The organism is Luteimonas qiangzhengi, from assembly GCF_039548515.1.
In the GTDB taxonomy this organism is placed as follows: Bacteria; Pseudomonadota; Gammaproteobacteria; order Xanthomonadales; family Xanthomonadaceae; genus Luteimonas.
In genome coordinates this window covers 35,706-60,793 of the sequence record NZ_JBCLVE010000016.1, presented here as the reverse complement: position 1 = coordinate 60,793, position 25,088 = coordinate 35,706, and the positions used below count along the sequence as shown (strand labels likewise).

General features: G+C 67.7%; 21 protein-coding genes. 18 read left to right on the top strand and 3 right to left on the bottom strand.

What is annotated here, in order from left to right:
* The first annotated feature begins 33 nt into the window (after positions 1-33).
* The 5 genes from WCE59_RS12690 to WCE59_RS12670 all read left to right on the top strand — a co-directional run bounded on the left by WCE59_RS12690 (position 34) and on the right by WCE59_RS12670 (position 5,326).
* A complete protein-coding gene (locus tag WCE59_RS12690) occupies positions 34-417 on the top strand; it encodes a RidA family protein (RefSeq protein ID WP_343259143.1) in 384 nt (127 codons plus the stop codon).
* Positions 414-2,501, top strand: a complete 2,088-nt coding sequence (gene recG, locus WCE59_RS12685; RefSeq protein ID WP_343259164.1) for an ATP-dependent DNA helicase RecG — start codon at positions 414-416, stop codon at positions 2,499-2,501. The genes WCE59_RS12690 and recG overlap by 4 nt, the downstream gene beginning before the upstream one ends.
* Positions 2,502-2,547: 46 nt before the next feature.
* Positions 2,548-3,483 carry a nucleoside hydrolase gene (locus WCE59_RS12680; protein WP_343259142.1) on the top strand — a complete coding sequence of 312 codons (936 nt, stop codon included), beginning with the start codon at positions 2,548-2,550 and terminating at the stop codon, positions 3,481-3,483.
* A gap of 66 nt (positions 3,484-3,549) precedes the next feature.
* Positions 3,550-3,798: a type B 50S ribosomal protein L31 gene (locus tag WCE59_RS12675; protein ID WP_343259141.1), complete on the top strand. Its 249-nt coding sequence runs from the start codon at positions 3,550-3,552 to the stop codon at positions 3,796-3,798.
* A 238-nt stretch (positions 3,799-4,036) separates the two neighbouring features.
* Positions 4,037-5,326, top strand: a complete 1,290-nt coding sequence (locus WCE59_RS12670) for a citrate synthase (protein ID WP_343259140.1) — start codon at positions 4,037-4,039, stop codon at positions 5,324-5,326.
* 47 nt (positions 5,327-5,373) lie between these two features.
* On the opposite strand, the gene WCE59_RS12665 is transcribed toward WCE59_RS12670, so the two are convergent.
* A complete protein-coding gene (locus WCE59_RS12665; protein ID WP_343259139.1) occupies positions 5,374-5,997 on the bottom strand; it encodes a hypothetical protein in 624 nt (207 codons plus the stop codon).
* A gap of 77 nt (positions 5,998-6,074) precedes the next feature.
* The gene (locus WCE59_RS12660; RefSeq protein WP_343259138.1) at positions 6,075-8,633 is read right to left on the bottom strand and encodes a penicillin-binding protein 1A; all 2,559 of its coding nucleotides are present in this window, start codon (positions 8,631-8,633) and stop codon (positions 6,075-6,077) included.
* A 219-nt stretch (positions 8,634-8,852) separates the two neighbouring features.
* Here WCE59_RS12660 and WCE59_RS12655 point away from each other — a divergent pair, with 219 nt between their 5' ends.
* The 13 genes from WCE59_RS12655 (at position 8,853) to tkt (ending at position 24,497) form a co-directional block, all read left to right on the top strand.
* Positions 8,853-9,911: a pilus assembly protein PilM gene (locus WCE59_RS12655; protein ID WP_343259137.1), complete on the top strand. Its 1,059-nt coding sequence runs from the start codon at positions 8,853-8,855 to the stop codon at positions 9,909-9,911.
* A complete protein-coding gene (locus tag WCE59_RS12650; RefSeq protein WP_343259136.1) occupies positions 9,911-10,561 on the top strand; it encodes a PilN domain-containing protein in 651 nt (216 codons plus the stop codon). Before WCE59_RS12655 ends, WCE59_RS12650 begins: the two co-directional genes overlap by 1 nt.
* A 14-nt stretch (positions 10,562-10,575) precedes the next feature.
* Entirely contained in the window at positions 10,576-11,211 is a 636-nt protein-coding gene (gene pilO / locus WCE59_RS12645; protein ID WP_343259163.1) for a type IV pilus inner membrane component PilO, read from the top strand.
* A gap of 1 nt (position 11,212) precedes the next feature.
* Positions 11,213-11,743: a pilus assembly protein PilP gene (locus tag WCE59_RS12640; protein WP_343259135.1), complete on the top strand. Its 531-nt coding sequence runs from the start codon at positions 11,213-11,215 to the stop codon at positions 11,741-11,743.
* A gap of 44 nt (positions 11,744-11,787) precedes the next feature.
* Entirely contained in the window at positions 11,788-13,713 is a 1,926-nt protein-coding gene (locus WCE59_RS12635; RefSeq protein ID WP_449284166.1) for a type IV pilus secretin PilQ, read from the top strand.
* A 201-nt stretch (positions 13,714-13,914) separates the two neighbouring features.
* The gene (locus WCE59_RS12630; protein WP_343259133.1) at positions 13,915-14,919 is read left to right on the top strand and encodes an AAA family ATPase; all 1,005 of its coding nucleotides are present in this window, start codon (positions 13,915-13,917) and stop codon (positions 14,917-14,919) included.
* 25 nt (positions 14,920-14,944) lie between these two features.
* Positions 14,945-15,871, top strand: coding sequence for a DUF58 domain-containing protein (locus WCE59_RS12625; RefSeq protein WP_343259132.1), 927 nt, complete (start codon positions 14,945-14,947; stop codon positions 15,869-15,871).
* Complete coding sequence (locus WCE59_RS12620) at positions 15,868-16,329, top strand: DUF4381 domain-containing protein (RefSeq protein ID WP_343259131.1); 462 nt, start codon at positions 15,868-15,870, stop codon at positions 16,327-16,329. The genes WCE59_RS12625 and WCE59_RS12620 overlap by 4 nt, the downstream gene beginning before the upstream one ends.
* A complete protein-coding gene (locus WCE59_RS12615) occupies positions 16,326-17,414 on the top strand; it encodes a vWA domain-containing protein (RefSeq protein WP_343259130.1) in 1,089 nt (362 codons plus the stop codon). The genes WCE59_RS12620 and WCE59_RS12615 overlap by 4 nt, the downstream gene beginning before the upstream one ends.
* Positions 17,411-19,264 (top strand): VWA domain-containing protein, encoded by a 1,854-nt coding sequence (locus WCE59_RS12610; RefSeq protein WP_343259129.1) that lies wholly within the window; start codon positions 17,411-17,413, stop codon positions 19,262-19,264. Before WCE59_RS12615 ends, WCE59_RS12610 begins: the two co-directional genes overlap by 4 nt.
* Before the next feature lie 4 nt (positions 19,265-19,268).
* The gene (locus WCE59_RS12605) at positions 19,269-20,927 is read left to right on the top strand and encodes a BatD family protein (protein WP_343259128.1); all 1,659 of its coding nucleotides are present in this window, start codon (positions 19,269-19,271) and stop codon (positions 20,925-20,927) included.
* Positions 20,928-21,047: 120 nt separating this feature from the next.
* Entirely contained in the window at positions 21,048-22,388 is a 1,341-nt protein-coding gene (locus tag WCE59_RS12600) for a dicarboxylate/amino acid:cation symporter (RefSeq protein ID WP_343259127.1), read from the top strand.
* Positions 22,389-22,481: 93 nt separating this feature from the next.
* The gene (gene tkt, locus WCE59_RS12595) at positions 22,482-24,497 is read left to right on the top strand and encodes a transketolase (RefSeq protein ID WP_343259126.1); all 2,016 of its coding nucleotides are present in this window, start codon (positions 22,482-22,484) and stop codon (positions 24,495-24,497) included.
* A gap of 189 nt (positions 24,498-24,686) precedes the next feature.
* Here tkt and WCE59_RS12590 read toward each other — a convergent pair whose 3' ends face one another.
* On the bottom strand, positions 24,687-25,001 hold the full coding sequence (locus tag WCE59_RS12590; RefSeq protein ID WP_343259125.1) for a BolA family protein: 315 nt from the start codon (positions 24,999-25,001) through the stop codon (positions 24,687-24,689).
* Positions 25,002-25,088: the final 87 nt, after the last annotated feature.

The following is a 25,088-nucleotide window of genomic DNA, read 5'->3' as shown; positions in this document are numbered from 1 at the left end:
ATCATCGGGGGATGACTTCATCTGGAGCGCCTGATGGCCCGTACCCCGATCAATACCGAACTCGCGCCCGCCGCGATCGGCCCCTACTCACAGGCCGTGCGCAGCGGCAACACCGTCTACTTCTCGGGCCAGATCCCGCTTGATCCGGCCACCGGCGAGGTGGTGCCAGGCGGCATCGAGGCCCAGACGCGGCGCGCCTTCGACAACCTCAAGGCCGTGGCCGAAGAGGCCGGCGGCACCCTGGACGACATCATGCGCCTGGGCCTGTACCTGACCGACCTGGGCGAGTTCGCCGTGGTCAATTCGGTCATGTCCGAATACTTCAGCGCACCCTATCCGGCGCGTTCCACCATCGAGGTGGCGGGCCTGCCCAAGGGCGTGGCGTTCGAAGTCGATGCGGTGATGGTGCTGGACTGAACCCTGTCGATCCCGCTGCGCAGCTGCTGTCGTCCCTGCCGGGCGTCGGCGCAAAAACCGCAGAAAGACTGGCTTCCCGCGGCCTGCTGACCCTGCAGGACCTGTGGGCCCAGCTGCCGCGCCAATATGAAGACCGCACCCGGATCGTGCCGATCCGGGACCTGCAGTCCGGCGTCGCGTGCCAGGTGGAAGGCGTCGTCGAGGCGGTGGAGCGTGGCTTCCGCTACCGGCCCACCCTGCGGGTGGCCATCGGCGACGGCTCGCGCACATCACTGGTCCTGCGGTTTTTCCACTTCCGCGCGGCGCAGGCTGCGCAGTTCCGGGTGGGCGAGCGGCTGCGCTGCTATGGCACGCCGCGACCTGGCCTGCACGGGCTGGAGATGGTGCACCCCAGCTACCGGCTGCTGGGCACTGAGGATGGCGGGGCGCTGGATGAGCGGCTGCACCCGGTGTATCCACAGATCGAGGGCATCGGCCCGGCTGTGATGCGGCGGATGATCGGTCACGCGCTGGACCGTCTGCCGGATGATCAGGCGCTGGAATCGCTGCCCGCCGATGAGCTGCAGTCGCGCGGGCTGCCGCCGCTGCGCGAGGCCTTGCTGACCGTGCACCGGCCGCCGGCTGATGCGGATGTCAGTGCGCTGCTGGCGGTTGCCCATCCCGCGCAGCGGCGCCTGATCCTGGAAGAGCTGCTGGCCCATCACCTGAGCCTGCGCCGCCACCGTATCGCCCAGCAACAGCACGCTGCGCCCATGCTTGCGGGCAACGGAGATCTTGGTTCCCGACTGCGCTCCAGCTTGCCCTTTGCCCTGACCGGTGCCCAGGAGCGGGTGTTGGCCCAGGTGCTTGGGGATATTGCCCGGCCGGTTCCGATGCTGCGTCTGGTGCAGGGCGACGTGGGCAGCGGCAAGACCGTGGTGGCCGCGCTGGCGGCTGCCGCCGGGGTGGAGTCCGGCCACCAGGTGGCGATGATGGCGCCCACCGAACTGCTCTCCGAACAGCACCATGCCGCCTTTCGCCAGTGGTTCGAACCGCTTGGCGTGCGGGTGGCCTGGCTGGCCGGCAAGCTGCCAGCCAGGGAGCGCGCACGCACCCTGGAAGAAGTGGCCGATGGACGTGCACAGGTGGTGGTGGGCACTCACGCACTGATGCAGGAAGGCGTCGCATTCGATGGTCTGGGCCTGGCGATCATCGACGAGCAGCATCGCTTCGGCGTACACCAGCGGCTGGCGCTGCGCGACAAGGGGGCGGCGGCCGGCCAGGTCCCACATCAGCTGGTGATGACGGCCACACCCATCCCGCGCACCCTGGCCATGGCCGCCTACGCCGATCTGGATGTGTCCGCGATCGATGAGCTGCCGCCCGGGCGCACGCCGGTGCAGACCGTGGTGCTGAGCGCAGAGCGCCGCCCGGAGCTGATCGAACGCATCCGCGCCGCGTGCGCCCAGGGCCGCCAGGCCTATTGGGTCTGCACCCTGATCGATGAAAGCGACGAGGTGGTGGCGCAGGCGGCGCAGGGAACGTTTGAATTGCTCACCGGCGCCCTTCAGGGCCTGCGCGTCGGGCTGGTGCACGGGCGCATGAAGGCCGCCGAAAAGCAGGACACCATGCGCCGCTTCAAGGAGGGCGGGATTGATCTGCTGGTGGCCACGACGGTGATCGAAGTGGGCGTGGATGTGCCCAACGCCTCGCTGATGATCGTGGAAAACGCCGAGCGCCTGGGCCTGTCCCAGCTGCACCAGCTGCGCGGCCGGGTAGGGCGGGGCAGCGAGGCGTCCAGCTGTGTGCTGCTGTACCAGTCGCCGCTGTCACAGATGGCCCGGCAGCGGCTGGAAACCATGCGCGAGACCACGGACGGCTTCATGATTGCCGAGCGTGACCTGGCGCTGCGTGGGCCCGGTGAACTGCTGGGGACGCGGCAGACCGGGCTGGCTGCCTTCAGGGTGGCCGACCTGGTGCGCGACGCGGATCTGTTGCCCGAGGTGCAGCGGCTGGCCGACCGTCTGCTGCATGAGCGACCGGAGATGGCCGATCGTCTGGTTGATCGCTGGATCGGCAGCGCCGCACGGTACGCTGGCGCTTGAGAAACCTATTGGACGCGGCGCAGCGCCGCGTGGAGGACATTGACCCATGGACGAACGCATTCCCCTTCTGATCGATACCGACCCGGGCGTGGATGACGCCCTGGCCCTGCTGATGGCGTTCAACCACCCCGGGCACGAGGTGGTTGGGCTCACCGTGGCCGCCGGCAACGTGGGGCTGGATCACACGGTGGCCAACGCGCTCAAGCTGGTGGAACTGTGCGACGTGCAGGTGCCGGTGCACGCCGGTGCGGCCACGCCGCTGGTACATCCGGCCGTGGATGCGGCTGCCGTGCACGGCAAGGATGGCTTTGGTGACGTCGGCTATGCGCCGGCGACGCTACAGGCTGACGCGGAGCACGCGGCGCTGGCGATCCTGCGCCAGTCCCACGCCCATGCCGGTCAGCTGCTGTTGGTTGCGCTGGGACCATTGACCAACCTGGCCCTGGCGCTGCGCCTGGATCCCACCCTGCCGCAGCGGATCAAGCGGCTGGTGGTGATGGGCGGAGCGGTGACCGCGCGCGGCAACATCACCCCGGCGGCGGAGTTCAACATCGCTTTTGATCCGGAAGCCGCGCACATCGTGTTCGAGGCCTTTCCCAACCTGGATCTCGCCGATTGGGAGGCCGTGGTGGCGCATGGCCTGCCGCATGAGCGCGTGGATCAATGGTTGGCCGCAGGTACCACGCGGGCGGACTTCTACGAAGCGATCTCCCGCCACACCCGGCGCTGGTCCGCCGACAGCCGCGGGCCGCGCTGGTATGCCGCCGACGCGCTGGCCATGGCGTGGGCGCTGGAGCCGCAGGGCGCGCTGGACACGCCCGAACGCCCGGTGGTGGTGGAGCTGGACGGCCGCCACAGCCGCGGCATGACGATCGTGGATTGGCAGCGCCAGACCGGTGTCGCCGATAATGCCCGCATCCTGATGCGCTACGACCAGGAGCGGTTTGAAGCGCTGATTCGCGACGCATTGGCAGCCGGGTAGGGGAGGATTGCAGTTGCGGGAAAAGAGGGGCTATAATGCCCGGCTCCCCGTATTGCCGGTGCCGCCATGAAGGCCGATATCCATCCCGAATACCGCGAGGTCGTGTTCCAGGACGTGACCTCGGATTTCAAGATCCTTACCCGTTCCACCCTGGCCTCCTCTGCGAAGGAGACGGTCAAGTGGGAAGACGGCAACGAATACCCGCTGGTCAAGGTCGAAGTTTCTTCGGCTTCGCACCCGTTCTACACGGGTCAGAACAAGATCGTTGACACCAGCGGCCGGGTCGACAAGTTCCGCAGGCGCTACTCCAAGTAATCGCCGCGTTCCCGCTGTGCGGGGCGTGTTCCGCAACGGCCGCCACTGGGCGGCCGTTTGCGTTCCTGAAGGGTCGCTTCCGGGCCCGGATTCCACCAGCGACGCAATGGACCACGCGCCCGGTGTGCGATAATCGGCCTGTTGCGGTGGCCGCGGTCACCGTTCCCCCTTACGCGAACTCACGCTTCTCCCCGGCCCTCGGCCCTGGATGACGAAGCGCTCTGAATAGGAGTGAACCGTGTCAGATTTTGACCAGGTCTCGCTGGACGCCGGCGGCAAGCCGGTGACCCTTCCGGTGCTCAAGGGCACCCTGGGCAATCCCTGCATCGACATTGCCACCCTGCCCAAGCAGACCGGCTGCTTTACCTACGATTCGGGCTTCACTGCCACGGCTTCGTGCAAGTCGGCCGTCACCTACATCGACGGCGATGAGGGCGTGTTGCTGTACCGCGGCTACCCGATCGACCAGCTGGCCGGAAAATCAAGCTTCCTGGAAGTGGCCTATCTGCTGATCAATGGCGAACTGCCGACGGCCGACCAGATGGCCGGCTTCGAGCATGACGTGACCCATCACACGATGATGCACGAGGCGTTGAAGAACTTCTTCACCGGCTTCCGTCACGATGCGCATCCGATGGCCATGCTGTGCGGTTCGGTGGCCTCGCTGTCCGCGTTCTACCACGACACCCTGGATCTGAACGATCCGGAGCAGCGGCGCATGGCCGCGATCCGGCTGATCGCCAAGATGCCGACCCTGGCAGCCGCCGCTTACCGCTATTCCATCGGCTGGCCGATCGCGCACCCGAAGAACAAGCTCGATTACTCCACCCGCTTCCTGCACATGATGTTCGAAGCCCCGGGTGACCAGCTTGAACTCAACCCGGTGGTGGCCAAGGCGCTGGATCTGCTGTTCATCCTGCATGCCGACCATGAGCAGAATGCGTCCACCTCCACCGTTCGCCTGGTGGGCTCCACCGGTGCCAACCCGTACGCCTGTGTCTCGGCCGGCATCGCCGCGCTGTGGGGACCTGCGCACGGTGGCGCCAACGAAGCCGTGCTCAAGATGCTGGAAGAGATCGGCACGCCGGACAACGTCGACGCGGCCATTGCCAAGGCCAAGGACCGCAGCTCCGGCTTCCGCCTGATGGGCTTTGGTCACCGCGTGTACAAGAACTTCGACCCGCGCGCCAAGATCATCCGCGAGATGACCCACAAGGTGCTGGACGAATTGGGCGTGGACGACCCGCTGCTGGACGTGGCGATGAAGCTGGAAGAAGCGGCGCTCAAGGACGACTACTTCGTCGAGCGCAAGCTGTATCCGAACGTCGATTTCTACAGCGGCATCATCTACAAGGCGCTGAAGATCCCGACCGAGATGTTCACCGTCATGTTCGCCATCGGCCGCACTGCCGGCTGGGTGGCGCACTGGCTGGAGCAGCAGGTGGATCCGGAAGCCAAGATCGGCCGCCCGCGGCAGATCTACACCGGCGCCGACGTGCGCGACTACGTACCGGTCGACAAGCGCTGACCCGCTGCTGCATCGTTTGAGAAACGCCCCGGCCATCCGGGGCGTTTTTATTTCCCCTCGTCCAGCAGCAGTTTCAGCTGCGCGGCGCTGGCCCGCGCCATGGGCTTTTCGTCGATGTTGGACAGCGGCGCCTGGCGCAATGCCAGCTGCGGCAACACGGTGAGGTCGATCGTCAGGTCGTCGGCGCTGAATACCCACACCGGGAAGTCCCCGCTGCGGCTGCGGTCCAGGCGGATCCTGCGGCTGCGCTCGGTTGCCGGGATGCCTTGTTCGTCCAGGAATACCGGCACCTCTTCCGCATGTTCCGGATAGAGCTGCAGCGTCACCGCCGAATTGGCGTCGGCCGTCCCTTCCAGCACCGGTCCCACCAGGCGCGGCTGGAACGGGGCGAAAAACTCCAGCGCGTTCAGCGCGGCTTGCCGGCGCAGACGCAGCGCGTCGCCCTGCTCCGGACCGTGGAACAGCCGTTGGTGCTCCCGCAACGCTTCCTCGACCTCGCTGTTGCGCGGCAGTGATGCGTCGTCGTTGATCCCCAGCCGGCTGGCGGCTTTGCGCTTGGCCAGGTGGAAATCGCTGATCCCGCCCTCGCTCATCAGTCGGGCGGCTTCATGGGCCAGCCGCAGCCGGCGCTCACGCGTGCGGCTGGCGCCCTGTTGGCGGGGACGTGACATGGCGGACTTCCTCAGGACACGAGGCCCTGACTGTAGCCCGGCCGATGTGAGAGTGCCGCACGGCAGGGCCCCGGCATTCAGAAAATATCGAACACCTCTTCAGCCGGCATCGAATCATCAAAGCCGTCGTCGATCTCCGCTGCCATCCGGTCCAGGTCCTCGATCTTGACGTATTCGGTGCGACCGCCGGAACCGGCCGGAAGCAGTCGGCCGCCTTCGCTCACGCTCACCTGTACCAGCCCGTCGGGGACCTCGTGTGGCATCAGCGGCTGGTCTTCCAGTGCCGCGGCCATGTAGTCGATCCAGATCGGCAGCGCCGAACGGCCGCCGTACTCGCGCCGGCCCAGTGAGCGGTTGTCATCGCGACCCACCCACACCGAGGTGGCCAGGTTGCCGCCGAAGCCGGCAAACCAGGCATCGCGGAAGTCGTTGGTGGAGCCGGTCTTCCCGCCCACGTCCTCACGCCCGATGGAACGTGCCGCGGTGCCGGTGCCGCGCTGGACGACATCGCGCATGATCGACACCAGCTGCCATGCCACGCGCTCATCGATCGCCCTTGGGGCGAGGATGAGCTCAGCATCGTCGTCAGCACCATTCAGGGCGATCGAGTCGTCCTGGGAGTCGTCTTCCGATTCCGCCGCCACCGGCGGCGGTGCGGGCGCGGGTGCCGGGGCCGGAGTGGCCGGGCCGAAGTCAAAACCGTCGACGATGTGCGACGGCGCCGCAGCCGCCGTTGTGCTCTGTCCCGGGCGTGCGCCACCGCCGCAGCCGCGGCAGGCGCGGGCAGGGTTCTCCTTGAAGATCAGCTCGCTGTTGCGGTCGCGCACTTCATCGATGAACCACGGTGTGACGCGGAAGCCGCCGTTGGCGAACACCGCATAACCGCGGGTGACATCCAGCGGAGTGAGCGAAGGCGTGCCCAGTGAGATCGACAGGTTGGGCGGCAGCTCGGATTCGTCAAACCCGAAGTGGCTGATGTAGCGGCGGGCGTAATCCACCCCGATCGCGTCCAGCAGTCGCACCGAGACCAGGTTGCGCGAAAGCGCCAGCGCATTGCGCAGCTGCATCGGGCCCATGAAGCGGCCATCGGCGTTCTGTGGGCGCCAGTCCTGTCCGCGACGCATGCGGAACACCACCGGAGCGTCAGGAACGATCGAGGCCGGGTTGAAACCGCGCTCGAACGCAGCCGCAAAAATGAAGGGTTTGAACGCCGAACCCGGCTGACGCCGCGCCTGGGTGGCGCGGTTGAATTTCTGCCCGGCAAAGCTGAAGCCGCCCACCAGCGCCCGCAGCGCACCGGTGTCGTATTCCATGGACACCAGCGTGGCCTGTCCGCGCGGCACCTGGCCAAGCTGGTAGCTGACTTCCGGCGGCGGTGCCGGCGCATCTTCAGGGGCGTCGGTGGCAGGCTTGACCGGCGTTTCGATCCGCTGCACCCGCACCAGGTCGCCACGCTCCATCAGCGCCGATGGCGCGCGCTGGGTCCAGCTGCTGGCCTTGGCATCCAGGGTCACTGCGGTGCCGTCGGCCATCACCACATCAGCGGTGCCGTCGCCGCTGCGCAGCACGATCGCCGGACGCAGCCCGGCCTGGGTCGGGATACCCCGCAGCCGCGCTGCCACGGTGGCGGCGTCTTCGTCGGCAGCCAGTTCGAACGACTGCTCCGCACCGTTCCAGCCATAGCGGCGGTCATACACGGTGAGCCCGTCGCGCAGTGAACGCTCAGCCGCGGCCTGGTAGTCGGGATCGATGGTGGTGGTGACGTGATAGCCCTTGGTCAATACGTCGCCGCCGTAGCGGGCGATCATCTCCTGGCGCACCATTTCCGCCACGTACGGTGCGTACACCTCCACCGGGCGTTCATGCGGCCGGGCGTGCATGGGCGTGGCCTTGCCGGCCATCTCGGCGGCCTGGTCGATATAGCCCAGCTCACGCATGCGCTGCATGGTGTAGTCGCGCCGGATCCTGGCGCGCTCGGGGTTGGTGACCGGATTGCCGCTGGACGGGAACTTGGGGATCGCCGCCAGGGTGGCCGATTCTTCCAGAGTCAGGTCATCAAGCGATTTGCCGTAATAGAACTCGGCCGCCGCGGCCACCCCGTAGGAGCGGTTGCCGAAGAAACTCTTGTTGAGATACAGCTCCAGGATCTCGTCCTTGCTCAGCTCGCGCTCCATCTTCAGCGCCAGCAGCATCTCGGCGAATTTGCGGGTGTAGCTGTACTCCGAGCTCAGGAAGAACTGGCGCGCCACCTGCTGGGTGATCGTTGAGCCGCCCGGTACGCGCCGGTCGTCGGTGGTGGCCAGCAGCCACACGGCGCGGGCCACACCCTTGGGATCCACCCCGTGGTGGCTGTAGAAGCGGGCGTCCTCAATGGCAATGAATGCCCGCTTGACCTGGTCCGGTACGTCGTCGATCTGCACCGGGTAGCGACGCGTTTCACCGAACAGCGCCATCAGGCGTCCGTCGCGGGAATACACGTACAATGGCTCCTGCATTTCGATGTCGCGCAGGGTCTGGACATCGGGCAGGCGCGCTGACACGACGTAATAGAGAGTGGCCAGTGTCAGGGCGCCGAGCACGCCAAGGGCCAGGGCCGCTATGGCGAGCCAGCGCAACACGCGTTTGAAGGTGGGCATGCGGACCTGTGGTCAAGTGGCAGCAGAGGCGCGGATTATAGATGACAGGGCGCCTTGCCCCGCACGGGTCGGGATCACTGTTCAGGGGCAAAGACGGGTAGAAGGGGGCACTGGGCCACGGTTTGGGCTCATGCAAGGTTGCCAAGGGGTAAAAAGTCCGTTATCTAATCCGTCGGGGCACGTTGCGCGTTCAAGCGCCCGTGACAATAGGGGAAATTCGTGGGTTTATTCACAAAAAGCCAGCCGCCAATCGTGGGCGTGGATATCAGCTCGACTGCCGTGAAGCTTCTGCAGCTCTCCCGCAACGGTGATCGCTACCGCGTTGAGCACTATGCCGTCGAGCCGCTGCCGCCGAATGCCGTGGTGGAAAAGAACATCGTCGAAGTGGAAGCCGTAGGCGAGGCGATCAGCCGCGCCATGGCCCGCTCCGGCAGCAAGGCCAAGCACGCCGCGGCCGCCGTTGCCGGTTCGGCCATCATCACCAAGACCATCCCGATGCCGGCCGACCTGGACGAGGAAGAGATGGAGTCGGCCGTCGAGCTGGAAGCGGTCAACTACATTCCCTACCCGATCGAAGAAGTGAACCTGGACTTCGAAGTGCTCGGTCCGATGCCGGGCAACGAGGAAATGGTGCAGGTGCTGCTGGCAGCGTCGCGCTCGGAGAACGTGGAAACGCGCGCCGACGCACTCAAGCTTGGCGGGCTGACGGCCAAGGTGATCGACGTGGAGGCATTCGCGATCGAGAACGCATTCAGCCTGCTGGCCGGAACGTTGAACGCGCCGCACGACGGCATCGTGGCTCTGGTGGACATCGGCGCCACCATGACCACCCTCAACATCATCCGCGAAGGCCGCAGCCTGTATCACCGCGAGCAGGTCTTCGGCGGCAAGCAGCTGACCGACGAGGTCATGCGTCGCTACGGCCTGAGCTACGAGGAAGCCGGCCTGGCCAAGCGCCAGGGCGGACTGCCCGAGAGCTACGAGATCGAGGTGCTGGAGCCGTTCAAGGAAGCACTGGTGCAGCAGATCAGCCGGCTGCTGCAGTTCTTCTATGCCGGCAGCGAGTTCAACCGCGTTGACCAGATCGTGCTGGCCGGCGGCTGCGCCTCGATTCCCGGCATGTCCGAAATGGTGGAAGAGCAGCTCGGAGTGCCTTCGACGGTGGCCAACCCGCTGGCGCACATGACCCTGGGGGCGCGGGTCCAGGCCCATGCGCTGGCCCAGGATGCTCCGGCGTTGATGATCGCCTGCGGACTCGCACTCAGGAGCTTTGACTGATGGCCAGGATCAACCTGCTTGCCTGGCGCGCCGAGCGCCGGGCCCAGCGGCAGAAAGAATTCGGATTGATGGTGGCCCTGTCCGTGGTGGCCGGGGCGCTGCTGTGGTTCCTGGTCAACGGCTATTACAACGCCCAGATCGAGGGCCAGCAAACCCGCAACCGTTATCTGGACCAGCAGATTTCCCAGGTCGACGAGACCATCAAGGAGATCGAGGAACTTGACCGCCAGCGCGCCCGCCTGCTGGCCCGCAAGGAAGTGATCGAGGAGTTGCAGGCCAGCCGTTCGCAGATGGTGCATCTGTTTGACGCGCTGGTGCGCACCATCCCTGACGGGGTGATGCTGACCACGCTCAAGCAGGAAGGCCAGAAGCTGACCCTGGAAGGGCGCGCGCAGTCCAACGCCCGGGTCAGTACCTACATGCGCAATCTTGAGGGGGCCGGCTGGATGGCCGATCCGCGCCTGGCGGTGATCGAGGCCCGGCCGGAAGGCGCCGGTGTGCACAGCGCCGCGCTGCCTTACGTGTTCAACCTTTCCGTGACCCTGACCACTCCGTCCGAGAGCGCCAACGAGGCGGTGGACGAAGTGGGCGGACAGCCCGACGCGGACGTGGCCCCGACGCAGGCCGATGAAGAAGGAGCCGCATCGTGAGTACAAGACGCAAGATGTCGCTGCGCGAGCTCGACTTCAACAACATGGGCTCGTGGCCGAAGGAGTACAAGATCGGCTTCTGCGTGCTCATCGGGCTGCTGGTGTTCGGCCTGCTCTGGTGGCTGGTGGTGCGTGACAAGCTGTCCACGCTGGAAGGGCTGGAGCGCCAGGAAACGCAGAAGCGCGCCGAGTTCTCGGAAAAGCAGGGCCGCGCCACCAACCTCGAGCCGCTCAAGCAGCAGCTGGCGCAGATGGAGCAGCAGCTCCAGCAGATGCTCAGGCAGCTGCCGAGCCGGACCGAGATGCCCGACCTGATCACCGATATTTCCCAGACCGCGGTCGCCACCGGCATCCAGAACGACCTGTTCCGGCCCGGTGCCGAGTCGCCCAAGGAGTTCTATGCCGAGCAGCCGATTTCGCTGCGCATGCGCGGCAGCTACCACCAGTTCGGAGCGTTCGTCAGCGGCGTGGCTTCCCTGCCGCGGGTGGTCATCATGACCATGCACGATATTTCGCTGCAGCCGCGCGACGGCGGGGCGATCCGGCCGGGCGCCAGCCTGGAGCTGGCGGGCACGGTCAAGACGTATCGCTATCTCGACGATGAAGAGACGGCCGAACAGCAGGCCGCCCAGGCCGCGGGGGGACGCTGACATGCGCACGATTGGACATGTGGCGCGGGTCGCGCTGGTCTCGATGCTGGTACTCGGCGTTGCCGGCTGCGGGCGCGGCGTCACCAGCAAGCCCGGTGATGCGCCGAACCTGGAAGAATGGGTCGCCAACGAGCGTGCGCGTCCTGCGCCGCCACTGGAGCCGCTGCCGGTCATGCAGCAGTTCGAGACGTTTGAATACGCCGCCCAGGATCTGCGCGATCCGTTCAGCGACGCCTTCGCCGATTCGGGCGGCGTCGGTCCACGACCGGATTCGGACCGCCGCAAGCACGAGCTGGAGGATTTCCCGCTCGACAGCCTGGAAATGGTTGGCACCATCGGTCGCGGCGCGTCGATCATCGGTCTGGTGATGGCGCCCAACAAGGTGACCCACCGGATCCGCAACGGCGACTACATGGGCCAGGCGGATGGTCGGATCACCTCGATCGCCGAAGACCGCATTGAACTCGTGGAACTGGTGCCTGACGGTGCCGGCGGCTGGCTGGAACGCCCTGCCGCAATTTCAATTGAATAACACGCCCTCGAACAACAAATCGATTAGGGATTAGGGGAAGTCAGATGATGAGCAACGGGCAAGATCCTCGGGCGACGCGTCGCATCCAGCCGCTCCGTTCGGCCACATTCGGCCTGGCGGTGGGCCTGCTGGCCGCGACGTCCGCAGCGCACGCAGCGCAGTCGCCCGGCATCGCGCCACGGATGGCAGCCCTGCAGGTTGCCATGACGGGAAGCGACCCGGCCAAACAGCTCCCCGGAGCGATTGCGGTCGATGACATCGACTTCCACCGCGGCGAAGGTGGGTCGGGCAAGCTGGTGCTGCGCTTCGACGGTGAAGGCGCGGTGCCGGATATGCGCACGCACGGCGCGAGCGTGGTGATCGAGGTGGGCAACGTCAATCTGCCGGGAAGCCTGCAGCGCCCGCTGGACGTGTCGGATTTCGCCACGCCGGTGCGTCGCATCGATGCGGTGCAGAGCGGCACCAATACCCGCATCGTGCTGACCGCCCATGGCGAGTTCGAGCCGATGGCGTATCAGTCCGGGCGCGAGTACATCGTCGAGCTGGTTCCCCGCGCCGATGTGCCGGGGCGTGCCGTTGGCGCCGTGGGTGCCATGGCCGCGGGTCAGCTCAGTGCCGCTGCGGTGGCCGAGGAGCGCACCTACTCCGGGCATCCGGTGGTGTTCAACTTCCAGGACGTGCCGGTGCGCACGGTGCTGCAGATGATCGCCGAGGAGTCGGACTTCAACGTGGTCGCCTCCGACAGCGTGACCGGCAACGTCACCCTGCGGCTGGACAACGTGCCGTGGGACCAGGCGCTGGACATCATCCTGCGCGCCAACTCGCTGGACAAGCGCCGCGACGGCAACGTGATCTGGATCGCGCCGCAGAGCGAAATCGCCGCCTACGAGCAGGCCCGTGAGGATGCGCGCGCCAATCTCCAGGAACGGGTCGAGATGGTCACCGAGTACATCCCGATCAGCTACGGCAACGCCGAGGACATCGCCACCCTTCTGACCGATGAAAGCAAGACCGGGCAGGGCGCGGGTGGTGGCAGCGGAACATCCAGCAGCCGCGGCTTCCTGTCCCAGCGCGGCAGCCTCAGCTTCGATCGGCGTACCAACACCCTGCTGGTGATCGACATCCCGACCCGGGTGGCCGAGATCCGCCGCCTGGTGCAGGAGCTGGACAAGCCGGTCGACCAGGTGGTGATCGAAGCACGCATCGTGATTGCCAATGAATCGTTTGCGCGGGATATCGGTGCACGCTTCGGGGTGTATGGCACTGACCGCAATGACTGGATCACATCCGGAAGCCTGGAAGGCAACCAGAGCGCGCTGGATGGCCTGATCGACGATCCGAACGGCCCGATTTCCTTCAACAATGCGCTCAATTTCGCCAACCCCGCAGATACTTCGCTCGGCGCAGGGTCGCTTGCCCTGACAATTCTGGGCAGGTATGTGAACTGGGACATGGAAATCTCCGCACTCCAGCAGGAAGGCCGCGGTGAAGTGATCTCCAACCCGCGTATCGTCACCAGCAACCAGCGCGAGGCGGTGATCCGCCAAGGCCAGGAAGTCGGCTACCTGACCGTGACCGGCGGACAGAGCAACAACGTGCCGACCGTGCAGTTCAAGGAAGTGCTGCTGGAGCTGAAGGTCACGCCGACCATCACCAACGACGGACGGGTGTTCCTGGCGATGGAAATCACCAAGGACGAGATCGCCGGGTACACCAACATGGGCGCTTACGGGTCCGTACCGAACCTCAACAAGCGTGAGATCACCACGGCGGTGCTGATCGATGACGGCCAGACGGTGTCAATCGGCGGTGTGTATGAGTTCCGCGACCGCAGCGAGATGTCCAAGGTGCCGTTCCTGGCTGATCTGCCGGTCATCGGCAACCTGTTCAAGCGTCGCGGCCGCGACCGCGAGAAGGCTGAGCTGCTGATCTTCGTCACCCCAAAGGTGATGCGCGTCAGCCAGCGCTGAGCGCTGCCATCGCTTGATTGAAACGGGGCCCTATGGCCCCGTTTCCTTTTGCGCCGCCGCGGCACCTTGTTCGCGCCGCTGCCTGCCACCGGTTCACCTGCCGGTGAACCTCGCCCGGCGCTTTGGGTCAAACTGGACCCTGGTGCGACCGGCGCCGCGAGCCTTCGGTAAACAATGCCCGACTCCGTTCCTGAGCAGTCCATGTCAGCGCATTCCACTCCAGAGCAGTCCGATATTCCCCGCCTGCACGATGCGTTCGTCGCCCTGCGCGCCGCGCTGTCGGCCGAGATCGTCGGCCAGGCCGACCTCATCGAGCGCCTGCTGATTGCGCTGCTGGCCGATGGCCATCTGCTGGTGGAAGGGGCGCCCGGTCTGGCCAAGACCAGCGCCATCCGCGCGCTGGCCGCGCGCATCGATGCGGATTTCGCACGGCTGCAGTTCACCCCCGACCTGCTGCCGGCCGATCTGACCGGAACCGATGTCTGGCGGCCGCAGGAGGGTCGGTTCGAGTTCCAGCCGGGCCCGGTGTTCCATCCGCTGCTGCTGGCCGATGAGATCAACCGCGCCCCGGCCAAGGTGCAGTCCGCCCTGCTGGAGGCGATGGGCGAGCGCCAGGTGACCGTAGGCGGAAAAACCTGGCCGCTGCCGGAACTGTTCCTGGTGATGGCCACCCAGAATCCGATCGAGCAGGAGGGCACGTTTCCCCTGCCCGAAGCGCAGCTGGACCGCTTCCTGATGTACGTGCGCGTGGGCTATCCGGATGCGTCGGCGGAAGCGGAGATCCTGCGCCTGGAGCGGGCGCGTGCGCGGCGCGTGCTGGATCACCAGGCGCCCGCGCCGGCACGCATGCCGCAGGCGGATGTGTTCGCTGCGCGTGGCGCCGTGCTGGATGTGCACATGGCCCCGCAGCTGGAGCGCTACCTGATCGAGCTGGTGCTGGCTTCCCGCGATGCCGGCCGTTACGACGAGGCGCTGGGCAGGCGGATCGCCTGGGGTGCCAGCCCGCGCGGATCCATCGCGCTTGAGCGCTGCGCCCGCGCCCGCGCCTGGCTGGCCGGTCGTGATTTCGTCACCCCGGAGGATGTGCAGCAGGTCGCGCCGGACGTGCTGCGCCACCGGGTGCTCCCCAGCTACGAGGCCACGGCCGAAGGCTGGGATGGTGACCGGCTGGTCGCCGAACTGCTGGAACAGGTTCCGCTGCCCTGAGGGCGGGCCTTGCAGGCGCAGACGGATGCACAGCAAGCGGACATCAAAGCCGGAGCAAGCGTTCAGCGGGGTGCAGCCGACGCTCGCCGAACTGGTAGCGCTGCGTGCGGCGGCACTCGCCCGCAGGCCGCCGCGCCGGGGACAGCTGGGAGCCGGCCAGGCACCCTCGCCGCTGCGCGGGCGGGGGATGGAATATGCGGAGTCCCGCGAGTACGCCGTTGGAGACGATGCCCGCCACATCGACTGGCGGGTCACCGCGCGCAGCGGCAAGCCGCATACCAAGCTGTTCCAGGCCGAGCGCGAGCGGGTGACGCTGGTGGTGGCCGATACCTCGCCGGCGCTGTATTTCGGTACCCGGGTGCGCTTCAAGTCGGTGCAGGCGGCACGCGCGGGTGCGTTGGCAGTGTGGGCAGCAGTGGGCGATGGCGATCGGGTGGCGGCACTGCGCGGCAGCTCCACGGAGCCTCCGGTGAAGCCGGCCGCCGGCCCGCGTGGCGCGCTGCGTGTACTGGATGCGCTGGTGCGCTGGTACGCGCAGCCGCCGCCGGAGGACGAAGGCCTGGATGTCGCCCTGGAACATGCAGCGCGGGTGTTGCGACCGGGCTCGCGGCTGCTGGTGCTGGCCGACCCGGCCAGCCTGGCGGCCGTTCCTGATCGACGCTGGCCAGCGCTGTCCATGCACAACCAGGTGACCGTGCTGTTGCCGGTCGATCCGCTGGAGTCCGACCCGCCGGCAGAAACGCTGGCACTGGAGATTGAAGGCGCCCGGCGGGATGTTGATCTGGGCAGTGGATCCGGGCGCGCACTCTGGGCTGGCGCTTTCGCGACGCCGCTGGAGTCCGCGCTCGCCCAGCTGCCCCGCTACGGCGTCCGCGCGATGGCGCTGCCCTGCGACAGCCCAGGGGACGAGTGGCTGCCGCTGTTCTCCGTTCCGGGGGCCGCGCGCGCATGATTCCCGGCGACGCGCTTCCGCTGCGTGACATCCATGTTCCCGCCGCCCCCGATTGGTGGCCGCCCGCCCCCGGCTGGTGGATGCTGGCGCTGCTGGTGCTGATTGTCGCGGGAGTGATCACCGCGCTGCTGTGGCGACGGGTGCGGCGCCAGCGCAGCCTGCGGAACATGTTCGACAGTCATGTGGCCACTGTGGATACGGCGCCGGAGCGCATCGCGGCAATGTCCGAATTGCTGCGCCGGGCGGTGCGGGAACACGACCCGGCGGCCGCCACCCTGCAGGGCGACGCATGGCTTGCCTACCTGCAGCGTGACCCCGCCATCCTCCAGCTCGACGGACAGTCACGCAGGATGCTGCTCGAGGGCGGCTATCGCCGTGACCTGGGTGATGTGGATCTGCAGGCGCTGCATGAGGCGACGCGCGCCTGCTTCCTGCGCCTGGCCGGGGGGCGGCATTGAACTGGTTGCCTGCAGCCTTCGCGGGATTCGCCTGGCCTTGGGCGCTGTTGGCGCTGCCACTGCCGTGGTTGGCCTGGCGCCTGTTGCCGCCGCGCCGGCCGTCTGGTGCAGCCTTGCGGATGCCCCACGCCGCACGGCTGGCGGAAGCGTCCGCCAGGCCCGGACGCGACAGACAGCCCCTGCGGAGCTGGCCGCTCGCGTTCGCCGCCTTGGCGTGGGTGCTGCTGTGCCTGGCGGCGGCGCGTCCGCAGCAGCTGGGTGATCCGCAGCAGCCGCCGCGGATCGGACGCGAGCTGATGCTGGCGGTGGACCTGTCGGGGAGCATGGGCGATGAAGACATGCTGCTTGGGGGCCGCCCCGTGGACCGCCTGACGGCAGCAAAGGCGGTGCTTGCCGACTTCCTGGATCGGCGCGAGGGCGATCTGGTGGGGCTGCTGGTCTTTGGCCGCCGCGCCTACGTGCTGGCACCGCCCACCCATGATCTGGATACGGTGCGTCAGCAGCTGATCGACAGCACGGTCGGGCTGGCCGGACGTGAAACCGCGATCGGCGACGCCATTGGCCTGGCGGTCAAGCGGCTGCGTGACCGGGACGCCGCGGACGGTGAAGCTTCGGAGCGTGAAGCGGGCGAGCGGGTGCTGGTGCTGTTGACCGATGGGGTGAACACGGCGGGACTGCTGGAGCCGTTGAAGGCCGCTGAGCTGGCTCGGGCCTACGGCGTGCGGGTGCATACCGTGGCCTTCGGCGGCGCCGGCGGCGAGCTGTCGATGTTCGGCTATCGCCTGCCGATGCCTGGCGGCGGCGATGAGATTGACGAAGCCACCCTGCAGGCCGTGGCCGAGACCACCGGCGGGCGCATGTTCCGCGCCCGTGACGCGCAGGAGCTGGCGGGAATCTACGCCGAAATCGACCGGCTTGAGCCGGTGGAGCGGCCGGGGCCCGCGGCGCGCCCGCGCATCGAGGTCTATCCATGGCCGCTTGGCCTGGCGCTGGCCTGTGCGCTGCTGGCGATGCTGGGCAGGCACGGCCGCTGGCGGCCGCTCGCATCGCGCGCGCGGGCAGTGAATCCCGGGGGCGGACCATGATCCAGACGCTGGCCGAAGTGCAGTTCATGCGTCCGCACTGGCTGTGGCTGCTGCTGGCCCTGCCACTGCTGGCGCTGTGGTGGGTGCGCCGGCGCAGCCGCGAGGATGCATGGCACCGCCGGGTTGATCCGCACCTGTTGCCGCACCTGCTGGCGCCCGGATCCGGGCGGCGGCGGGTGGCGGGCGCGGTGCTGGGGGTTTCCACATTCGGTCTGGCTGTCCTGGCGCTGGCCGGCCCGGGTTGGCGCGTGCAGCCGCAGCAGCTGTGGCAGGAGGCCTCGCCGCTGGTGATCGCGCTGGATCTGTCCAGCGCGACGGGCGCCGCGGACCTGCAGCCATCGCGCCTGCTGCAGGCGCGCGCTGTCATCGACAGCCTGCTTGAGGCAAGGACCGGCGGGCAGGTGGCGCTGGTGGCCTTTGCCGGCAGTGCGCATACGGTGGCGCCGCTGACCGGTGATGTGGACAACGTGGCGATCTTTCTGGATGCGCTGGCGCCGGACATCATGCCCACCGACGGCAGCGACCCGGCGCGCGCCATTGCCTGGTCGGCTGGATTGCTGGCGCAGGCGGGGCTGGAGCGTGGCGATATCCTGGTACTGACCCACGATGCCGACGCGGGCGCCCGGCGCGCCGCCGCCGCGGCTGCGCGGACGGGATACACCGTGTCGGTGCTTGGATTGGGCACCGGTGAAGGCGCCATGCATCGCGATGCGCGTGGTCGCGTGGTGCACAGCCACATGGCGGCCGGGGCACTGCAGGCGCTGGCCGATGCAGGCGCCGGGCGATTCGTGGCGCTGGCCGGAGCCGACGGCGCGCAGGAATTCGCCAACCTGGGTAATGGGGCGCGGGTGGACAGAGCGGACAGCGGCGCAGGCGCGGGCATCCGGGCCGATCAGGGCTACTGGCTGCTGCTGCCATTGATGTTGCTGGCGGCGCTGGCGTTCCGCCGCGGTGGCGGCCTGTTGCTGCTGGTTCTCATGCTGGGCCTGCCGCTGGGTCTGGTTCCAGCCCACGCCCAGGTCCGGGCTCAAACCCAGGCCCCGGCTCCTGAGGCCGGCACCCGTGAAGGTGCCCCTGAGGGCGACCTGTGGCGTCGCGCCGACCAGATTGGCCATGCGCGCGGCTTGGCCGCAGTGGAGGCTTACCGCCGCGGGGAATACGAGGCCGCCGCCCGCATCTGGGCCGAACTGCCCGGGGTGGACGACGCCTATAACCGCGGCAACGCGTTGGCCAGGGCGGGGCACCTGGAGCCGGCGCTTGAAGCCTATGACGAAGCGCTCGCACGTCAGCCGGATCTGGAAGATGCAGTGGCCAATCGCCGGGTGGTGGAGGAGGCGCTGCAGAAGCGGTCACCGCCGTCTGGTGACCAGGGCAACGAACAGGGCGACGACACTGATCCTCAGAATGCCGATGGGCAACAGCCGCCGCAGCCATCCCGGCAGCCCGGCAGTGAAGGCCAGCAGGGCGGGGCACAGGATCAGGACACAGATCAGGATCCGGGGCAGGAACAGGACGGACAGCAGAGCAGCCACGGGCAGGACAGCCAGACGCAGGAAGATGGCGACGCCGACCTGCAGCCGGATTCCGCCCGGCCGGATCCCGCCGATACCGATGCCCAGCAAACCGCCGATGAGGCCCTGCGCGAGCAGATGCAGCAGACTCTGGAAGGGGGTGAATCATCGGACGAAGACCCGCAGGATGCGCGCCAGGCGCTGGACGATATCCACGAGCAGGAGCGTCGCGAGGCCGACGAAGCCTGGCTGCGGCGGATTCCGGACGATCCCGGCGGCCTGCTGCGCGCCCGGTTCAGGCTCGAGCATGAACGCCGCGTCCGTGAAGGGGCAGACTGAACCCATGTTTCGCCCGCTGCCCACCGCCCTCGTGTTGATCGCCCTGCTGACGCTGCTGTCGGCCATGCCGGCGCGCGCCGATACCCGCGCCTGGCTGGACCGCGACCGGATCGCGTTTGGGGAAACGGCCACCCTCAACGTGGAAACCGACCAGGATGGGGTGACCGCGCCCGACTGGTCGCCGCTGGATGCGGATTTTGAAGTCAGCGGCCATACCAGCACGCGCCGGGTTGAACAGGTCAACGGCCAGACCCGGACGCAATCGCTGTTTGCGGTGGCTCTGCGGCCGCGGCGCGAGGGCGTGGTCAGTATTGCTCCGCTGCAGGTGCACCAGGAGCGCACTGCCGCGCTGACCCTGACTGTCTTGCCGGCAGAAGATACTCCCGCGCAGGCAGGGGCCGATGCCTTCATCGAGGCCGAGTTGGATACCGACCAGGCCTGGGTGCAGCAGGCGGTGGGCTACGTGCTGCGGCTGTACTACGCCACTTCGCTGGTGTCGGGTCAGCTGGAGCAGCCGCAGCCGGAAGGCGCCGCCCTGCAGCGGATCGGTGACGACCTGCAGTACAGCCGGGAGATCGCCGGCAGGCGCTACAGGGTGGTCGAGCGCAGGTTCCTGCTGTTGCCCGAGCGCAGCGGCGTGCTGGAGATCCCGCCGGCGAATTTCCGCGGACGCGGGGCCGGCGGCTTTTTCGATGACATGTTCGGCAACGCGCCGCGCAGCCTGCGCGCCACCGGCCAGTCGCAGCGGCTGCAGGTGCGGCCTATGCCGGATGCGGCTCCGACCCCGTGGCTGCCGCTGCGTGGGCTGGAGGGCCGTTTCCTCGAAGCACCGCAGACAGCACGGACCGGCGAAGCGCTGGAAGTGGTGGTGGAGCTGCGTGCGGATGGCGCCACCGCGGCGCAGATGCCCCAGCCCACGTTGCGCGCAGGTGATGGCGCCCAGGTGTTCGCCGAGCCGCCCGGCATCCAGGAGCACTTCGATCGCGGCCGGCCGCAGGTGGTGCTGACCCGACGCTTTTCCATCCTGCCCCGTGAGGCCGGACGCCTGCAGGTCGGGATGGAGCCGTTCGAGTGGTGGGACGCACAGGCCGGCGTCGCGCGCACGGTGGCGCTGCCACCGCTGGCCATCACTGTGGAACCCGGCATAGCGGGCGGCACCGGCGGCGCGACTTCCGCTGGCGATGAAGCGCGCTGGATCCGGGTGCCCGGGGTGCAGGGCGAAGTCCGGCCCTGGGCGGTGGCGACGGCGGGGTTCGCGTTGCTGTGGCTGGTGACGTTGATCTGGGCGCTGCACCGGCGACCCGTGTCCGACCCCGTCAGGAAGGGTGGTTCTGCCGTACTGCCGACGCTGGGCGGCACGGAACGGGCCGGGATGCGCCGGCTCAAGCTCAGCCTGGATACCGGCGAGCTTGGGGATGTGGAGCAGGCCCTGTGCGCACTGGCATCGCCACCGGTGGCAGATCTGGATGCCCTGCGCGTGCGTCTGGGTGATCCGGTCCAGGTGGCCGCCATCGAAGGCCTGCAGCGTGCGCGCTGGGCCGGTGGAGAGCCCGCCAAGGCCCGCTCCGGCGTGCGCACGGCGTTTGCCAAAGGGCCGCGCTGGAGCGGCGCTGATGCCGCGCAGCGCCCGGAGGAGCCGGTGCCCCCGCTGTATCCGGACTGATCGGTTGTACGTGCCTGCAAGGCCGGGCGTGACCAAAGTCATCATCATCATCCGCAGGACCGGAACGCGTTGCGGCTTTGTTAAGCTGCCCGATTCCCGACTTTCCGGAGTGCAGTGCCAATGACTTCAACCAAGGCGCCCGGTCGCAGTATCCCGCTGCACACGCAAATGCTGATCGGCTTCGCCGTGGGTGCCGTGCTGGGCCTGGCCGCCAACGTGTTCGTCAGTGGCGAGGCGGGCTGGCTGCAGGGCACGATCGAGTACGTGACCGAGCCGATTGGCCAGCTGTTCCTGCGCCTGTTGTTCATGCTGGTGGTGCCGCTGGTGTTCTCGGCGCTGATCCTGGGCGTGGTGGAAATCGGTGATCCGCGTTCGCTGGGACGTCTGGGCGCCAAGGCGCTGCTGTGGGTGCTGGGGACCACCACCATCGCGGTGATCATCGGCCTGGTGGTGACCACCATCATGCAGCCGGGCGCCGGTATCGACCCCGCGCTGCGCGACGCCTTCATGGCCGATGCGGCGCAGACAGGGTCGGTGGCCGTTGGCGCGCAGCCCGTTGGTGTGGTCGACATGCTGTTGAACATGGTCCCGCGCAGCCCGGTGCAGGCGGCCGCGGACAACGACCTGATCGCGGTGATGTTCTTCTCGCTGATGTTCGGCGTCGCCGCGACCGTGGTGAACAGCGTCGGCACCCGCAGTTTCGTCAGCGCGGTGCAGGGTGTATTCGACATCAGCCTGAAGCTGATCGACTGGGTTATCCGCACTGCGCCGTATGCCGTGGCCGCGCTGCTGTTCACCCTGACCGCGCGCATGGGCCTGGACCTGATGGTGCAGCTGGGCTGGTTCGTGCTGACAGTAACATTGGCGCTGGCAATCCACTTCACAGGCACGTTCTCGGTCCTGATCGCGCTGATTGGCAGGCGCAATCCGATCGAGGTGTTCAAGCGCGCCCAGCCGGCGCTGCTGACCGCGTTTTCCACGTCGTCCAGTGCGGCAACGCTGCCGACCTCGCTCAAGGTGGCCGAGCACAACCTCGGCGTGCCCCGGCGGGTGGCGCGATTTGTCTGCACCCTGGGCGCCACGGTGAACATGAACGGCACCGCGCTCTATGAAGGTGTGACGGTGCTGTTCCTGGCCCAGCTGTTCGGCGTGGACCTGACCCTGACCCAGCAGGTCATGATCCTGATCATGTGCATCATGGGTGGGATCGGCGCGGCCAGCGTGCCGGGTGGATCGCTGCCTGTGATCGCCGCGATCCTGGTGATGTTCAATATTCCGCCCGAGGGCCTGGCGATCATCCTGGGCGTGGACCGGTTCCTGGACATGTGTCGGACCATGGTCAATATCGGCGGTGATATGGCCGGGGCGGTGGTGATCGGGCGTAGCGAGGGCCGCTACGACCAGGACGACATCAGCCTGGATGAGGGCGAACCGGCACCAGCCGAATCCGGTCTGGTCTGAGCGCAGGACCGGGTCAGGCGCTCCGGGTCAGACGCTCATGGGATAATAAGCGCCCCTGCGCCACGGGGCGCCGTCCACTACCTGCCGGATTCCATGACCCAGCCGACTCGCCGCGAACTCGCCAACGCCATCCGTTTCCTCGCCATCGACGCGGTCGAGGCCGCCAGGTCCGGCCACCCGGGTATGCCCATGGGCATGGCCGACATCGCCGAGGTGTTGTGGAACGACCACCTGAGCCACAGCCCGGCCAACCCGAAGTGGTTCAACCGCGACCGCTTCGTGCTGTCCAACGGGCACGGATCGATGCTGATCTACGCCCTGCTGCACCTGACCGGTTACGACCTGCCGATCGGGGAGCTGAAGAACTTCCGCCAGCTCGGCCACCGCACCCCGGGACATCCGGAGAATTTCGTCACCGACGGCGTGGAAACCACCACCGGGCCGCTCGGCCAGGGGCTCGCCAACGCGGTTGGTTTCGCGCTGGCCGAGAAGCTGCTGGCCCGGCGCTTCAACCGCCCCGGCCATGACATCGTTGACCACCGCACCTGGGTGTTCCTCGGCGACGGCTGCCTGATGGAGGGTATCTCGCACGAGGTTGCCTCGCTGGCCGGTACCTGGGGCCTGGGCAAGCTGGTGGCGTTCTGGGATGACAACCGCATTTCAATCGACGGCGATACCGCCGGCTGGTTCACCGATGACACCCCGGCCCGGTTCGAGGCCTACGGCTGGCGCGTAATCCGCGACGTTGACGGCCATGACCCGGACGCCATCAACGCGGCAATCCAGGCCGCGACCGCCAGCGACGACCGTCCGGTGCTGGTCTGCTGCCGCACCACCATTGGCTTCGGTTCGCCGAACAAGGCCGGCAGCGAAGCCACCCACGGCGCGCCGCTGGGGGCAGACGAGATCGCCGCCACGCGCAAGCAGCTGGGCTGGGAGCACGGTCCGTTCGAAATTCCGCAGCCGGTGGCCGAAGACTGGAACGCCCGCGAAGCCGGCAGCGAGCGCGAGGCGCGCTGGAACAAGGTGTTCGACGCCTACGCCGAGGCCCATCCGGAACTGGCCGCGGAGCTGCTGCGCCGCTCACGTGCCGATCTGCCGGAAGGCTTCACCGTCGCGGCCGACGCCTACATCGCCAAGCTGCAGGCCGACGGCCCGACGGTCGCCTCGCGCAAGGCTTCGCAGATGGCGATCGAAGCCTATGCCCCGCACCTGCCCGAGCTGGTGGGCGGTTCGGCCGACCTGGCCGGCTCCAACCTCACCATGTGGAGCGGCAGCAAGGATGTAGCCGGCGAGTACGGACCCGATGAGGGCCGCGACGCCAACTACGTGTATTACGGCGTGCGCGAGTTCGGTATGAGCGCGATCAGCAACGGCCTGGCACTGCATGGGGGCTTTCTGCCCTACGACGCTACCTTCCTGGTGTTCTCCGACTACGCCCGCAACGCGGTGCGCATGAGCGCGCTGATGGGCGCGCGTGCGATCCACGTCTATACCCACGATTCGATCGGCCTGGGCGAGGACGGCCCCACCCACCAGCCGGTGGAGCACCTGGTGTCGCTGCGCGCCATTCCGAACAACGATGTCTGGCGTCCATGTGATGCGGTGGAATCGGCGGTGGCATGGAAGGCCGCCATTGAACGCCACGACGGACCGGGCTGCCTGGTGTTCTCGCGCCAGAACCTGGCCCACCAGGCCCGCAGCGACGAGCAGGTCCAGCAGATCGCCCGCGGCGGCTACGTGCTGGCCGACGCCGAAAGCGGCGCGCCGGAGGTCATCCTGATCGCGACCGGCTCTGAAGTGGGCATTGCGATGGAGGCCAAGGCCGCGCTGGACGCTGCCGGCACGTCCACCCGGGTGGTGTCGATGCCGTCGACCGACGTGTTCGACCGTCAGGATGCGGCGTATCGCGAGTCGGTGCTGCCGAACGCCGTGCGCAAGCGCGTGGCGGTGGAAGCCGGGATCACCGACTTCTGGCGCAAGTACGTGGGCCTGGACGGCGCGGTGATCGGCATTGACCGCTTTGGCGCATCCGCGCCGGGCGACGTGCTGTTCAAGCACTTCGGGTTTACGGCCGAGGCGATCGTTGAAGCCGCCACGGCGCTCTGAATGTAGGTCGGCCCTACGCGGCCGACGCGAGGGATGCATGGGGCGCGGCGAACGCGGGGTCGCGTGATTCGTGGGGCGTCGGGGGCGTAGCCCCGACCTACGAAAAACCCGGTACACGTAGGTCGGGGCTACGCCCCCGACGCACGGGGCCCGGCCCACGGGATTTCCCCGGCCCGAAGGGCAGGGGAATCAGGCGCCGGCGTCGTGCTTGCTGCCACCGCGGCAGCGCGGTGATTCGGGCGCTGCGCCTTGGGCGGCCCATTCTTCGGGCGTGTAGGTGTGCAGGGCCAGCGCGTGGATCTCCTGCATCAGCGGGCCCAGCGCGGCATACACCGCCTGATGCCGACGCACGCGCATCTTCCCGGCGAAGGCCTCGCTGGCGATCACCACCTTGTAGTGGGTTTCCAGCCCGCGGCTGTGCATGTGGCTTTCGTCCAGCACCTCAAGGTGCGTGGGAGCCATGGCCTGCAGGGCGCCGTTGATCTGCTCAAGCTTGTTTTTCATGCGGCCATTATCGCCGATCAACCGCAGGACGATTGAAGCGTAGCCGGCATGGTCCGGCCCCGTAGGTCGGGGCTACGCCCCCGACAC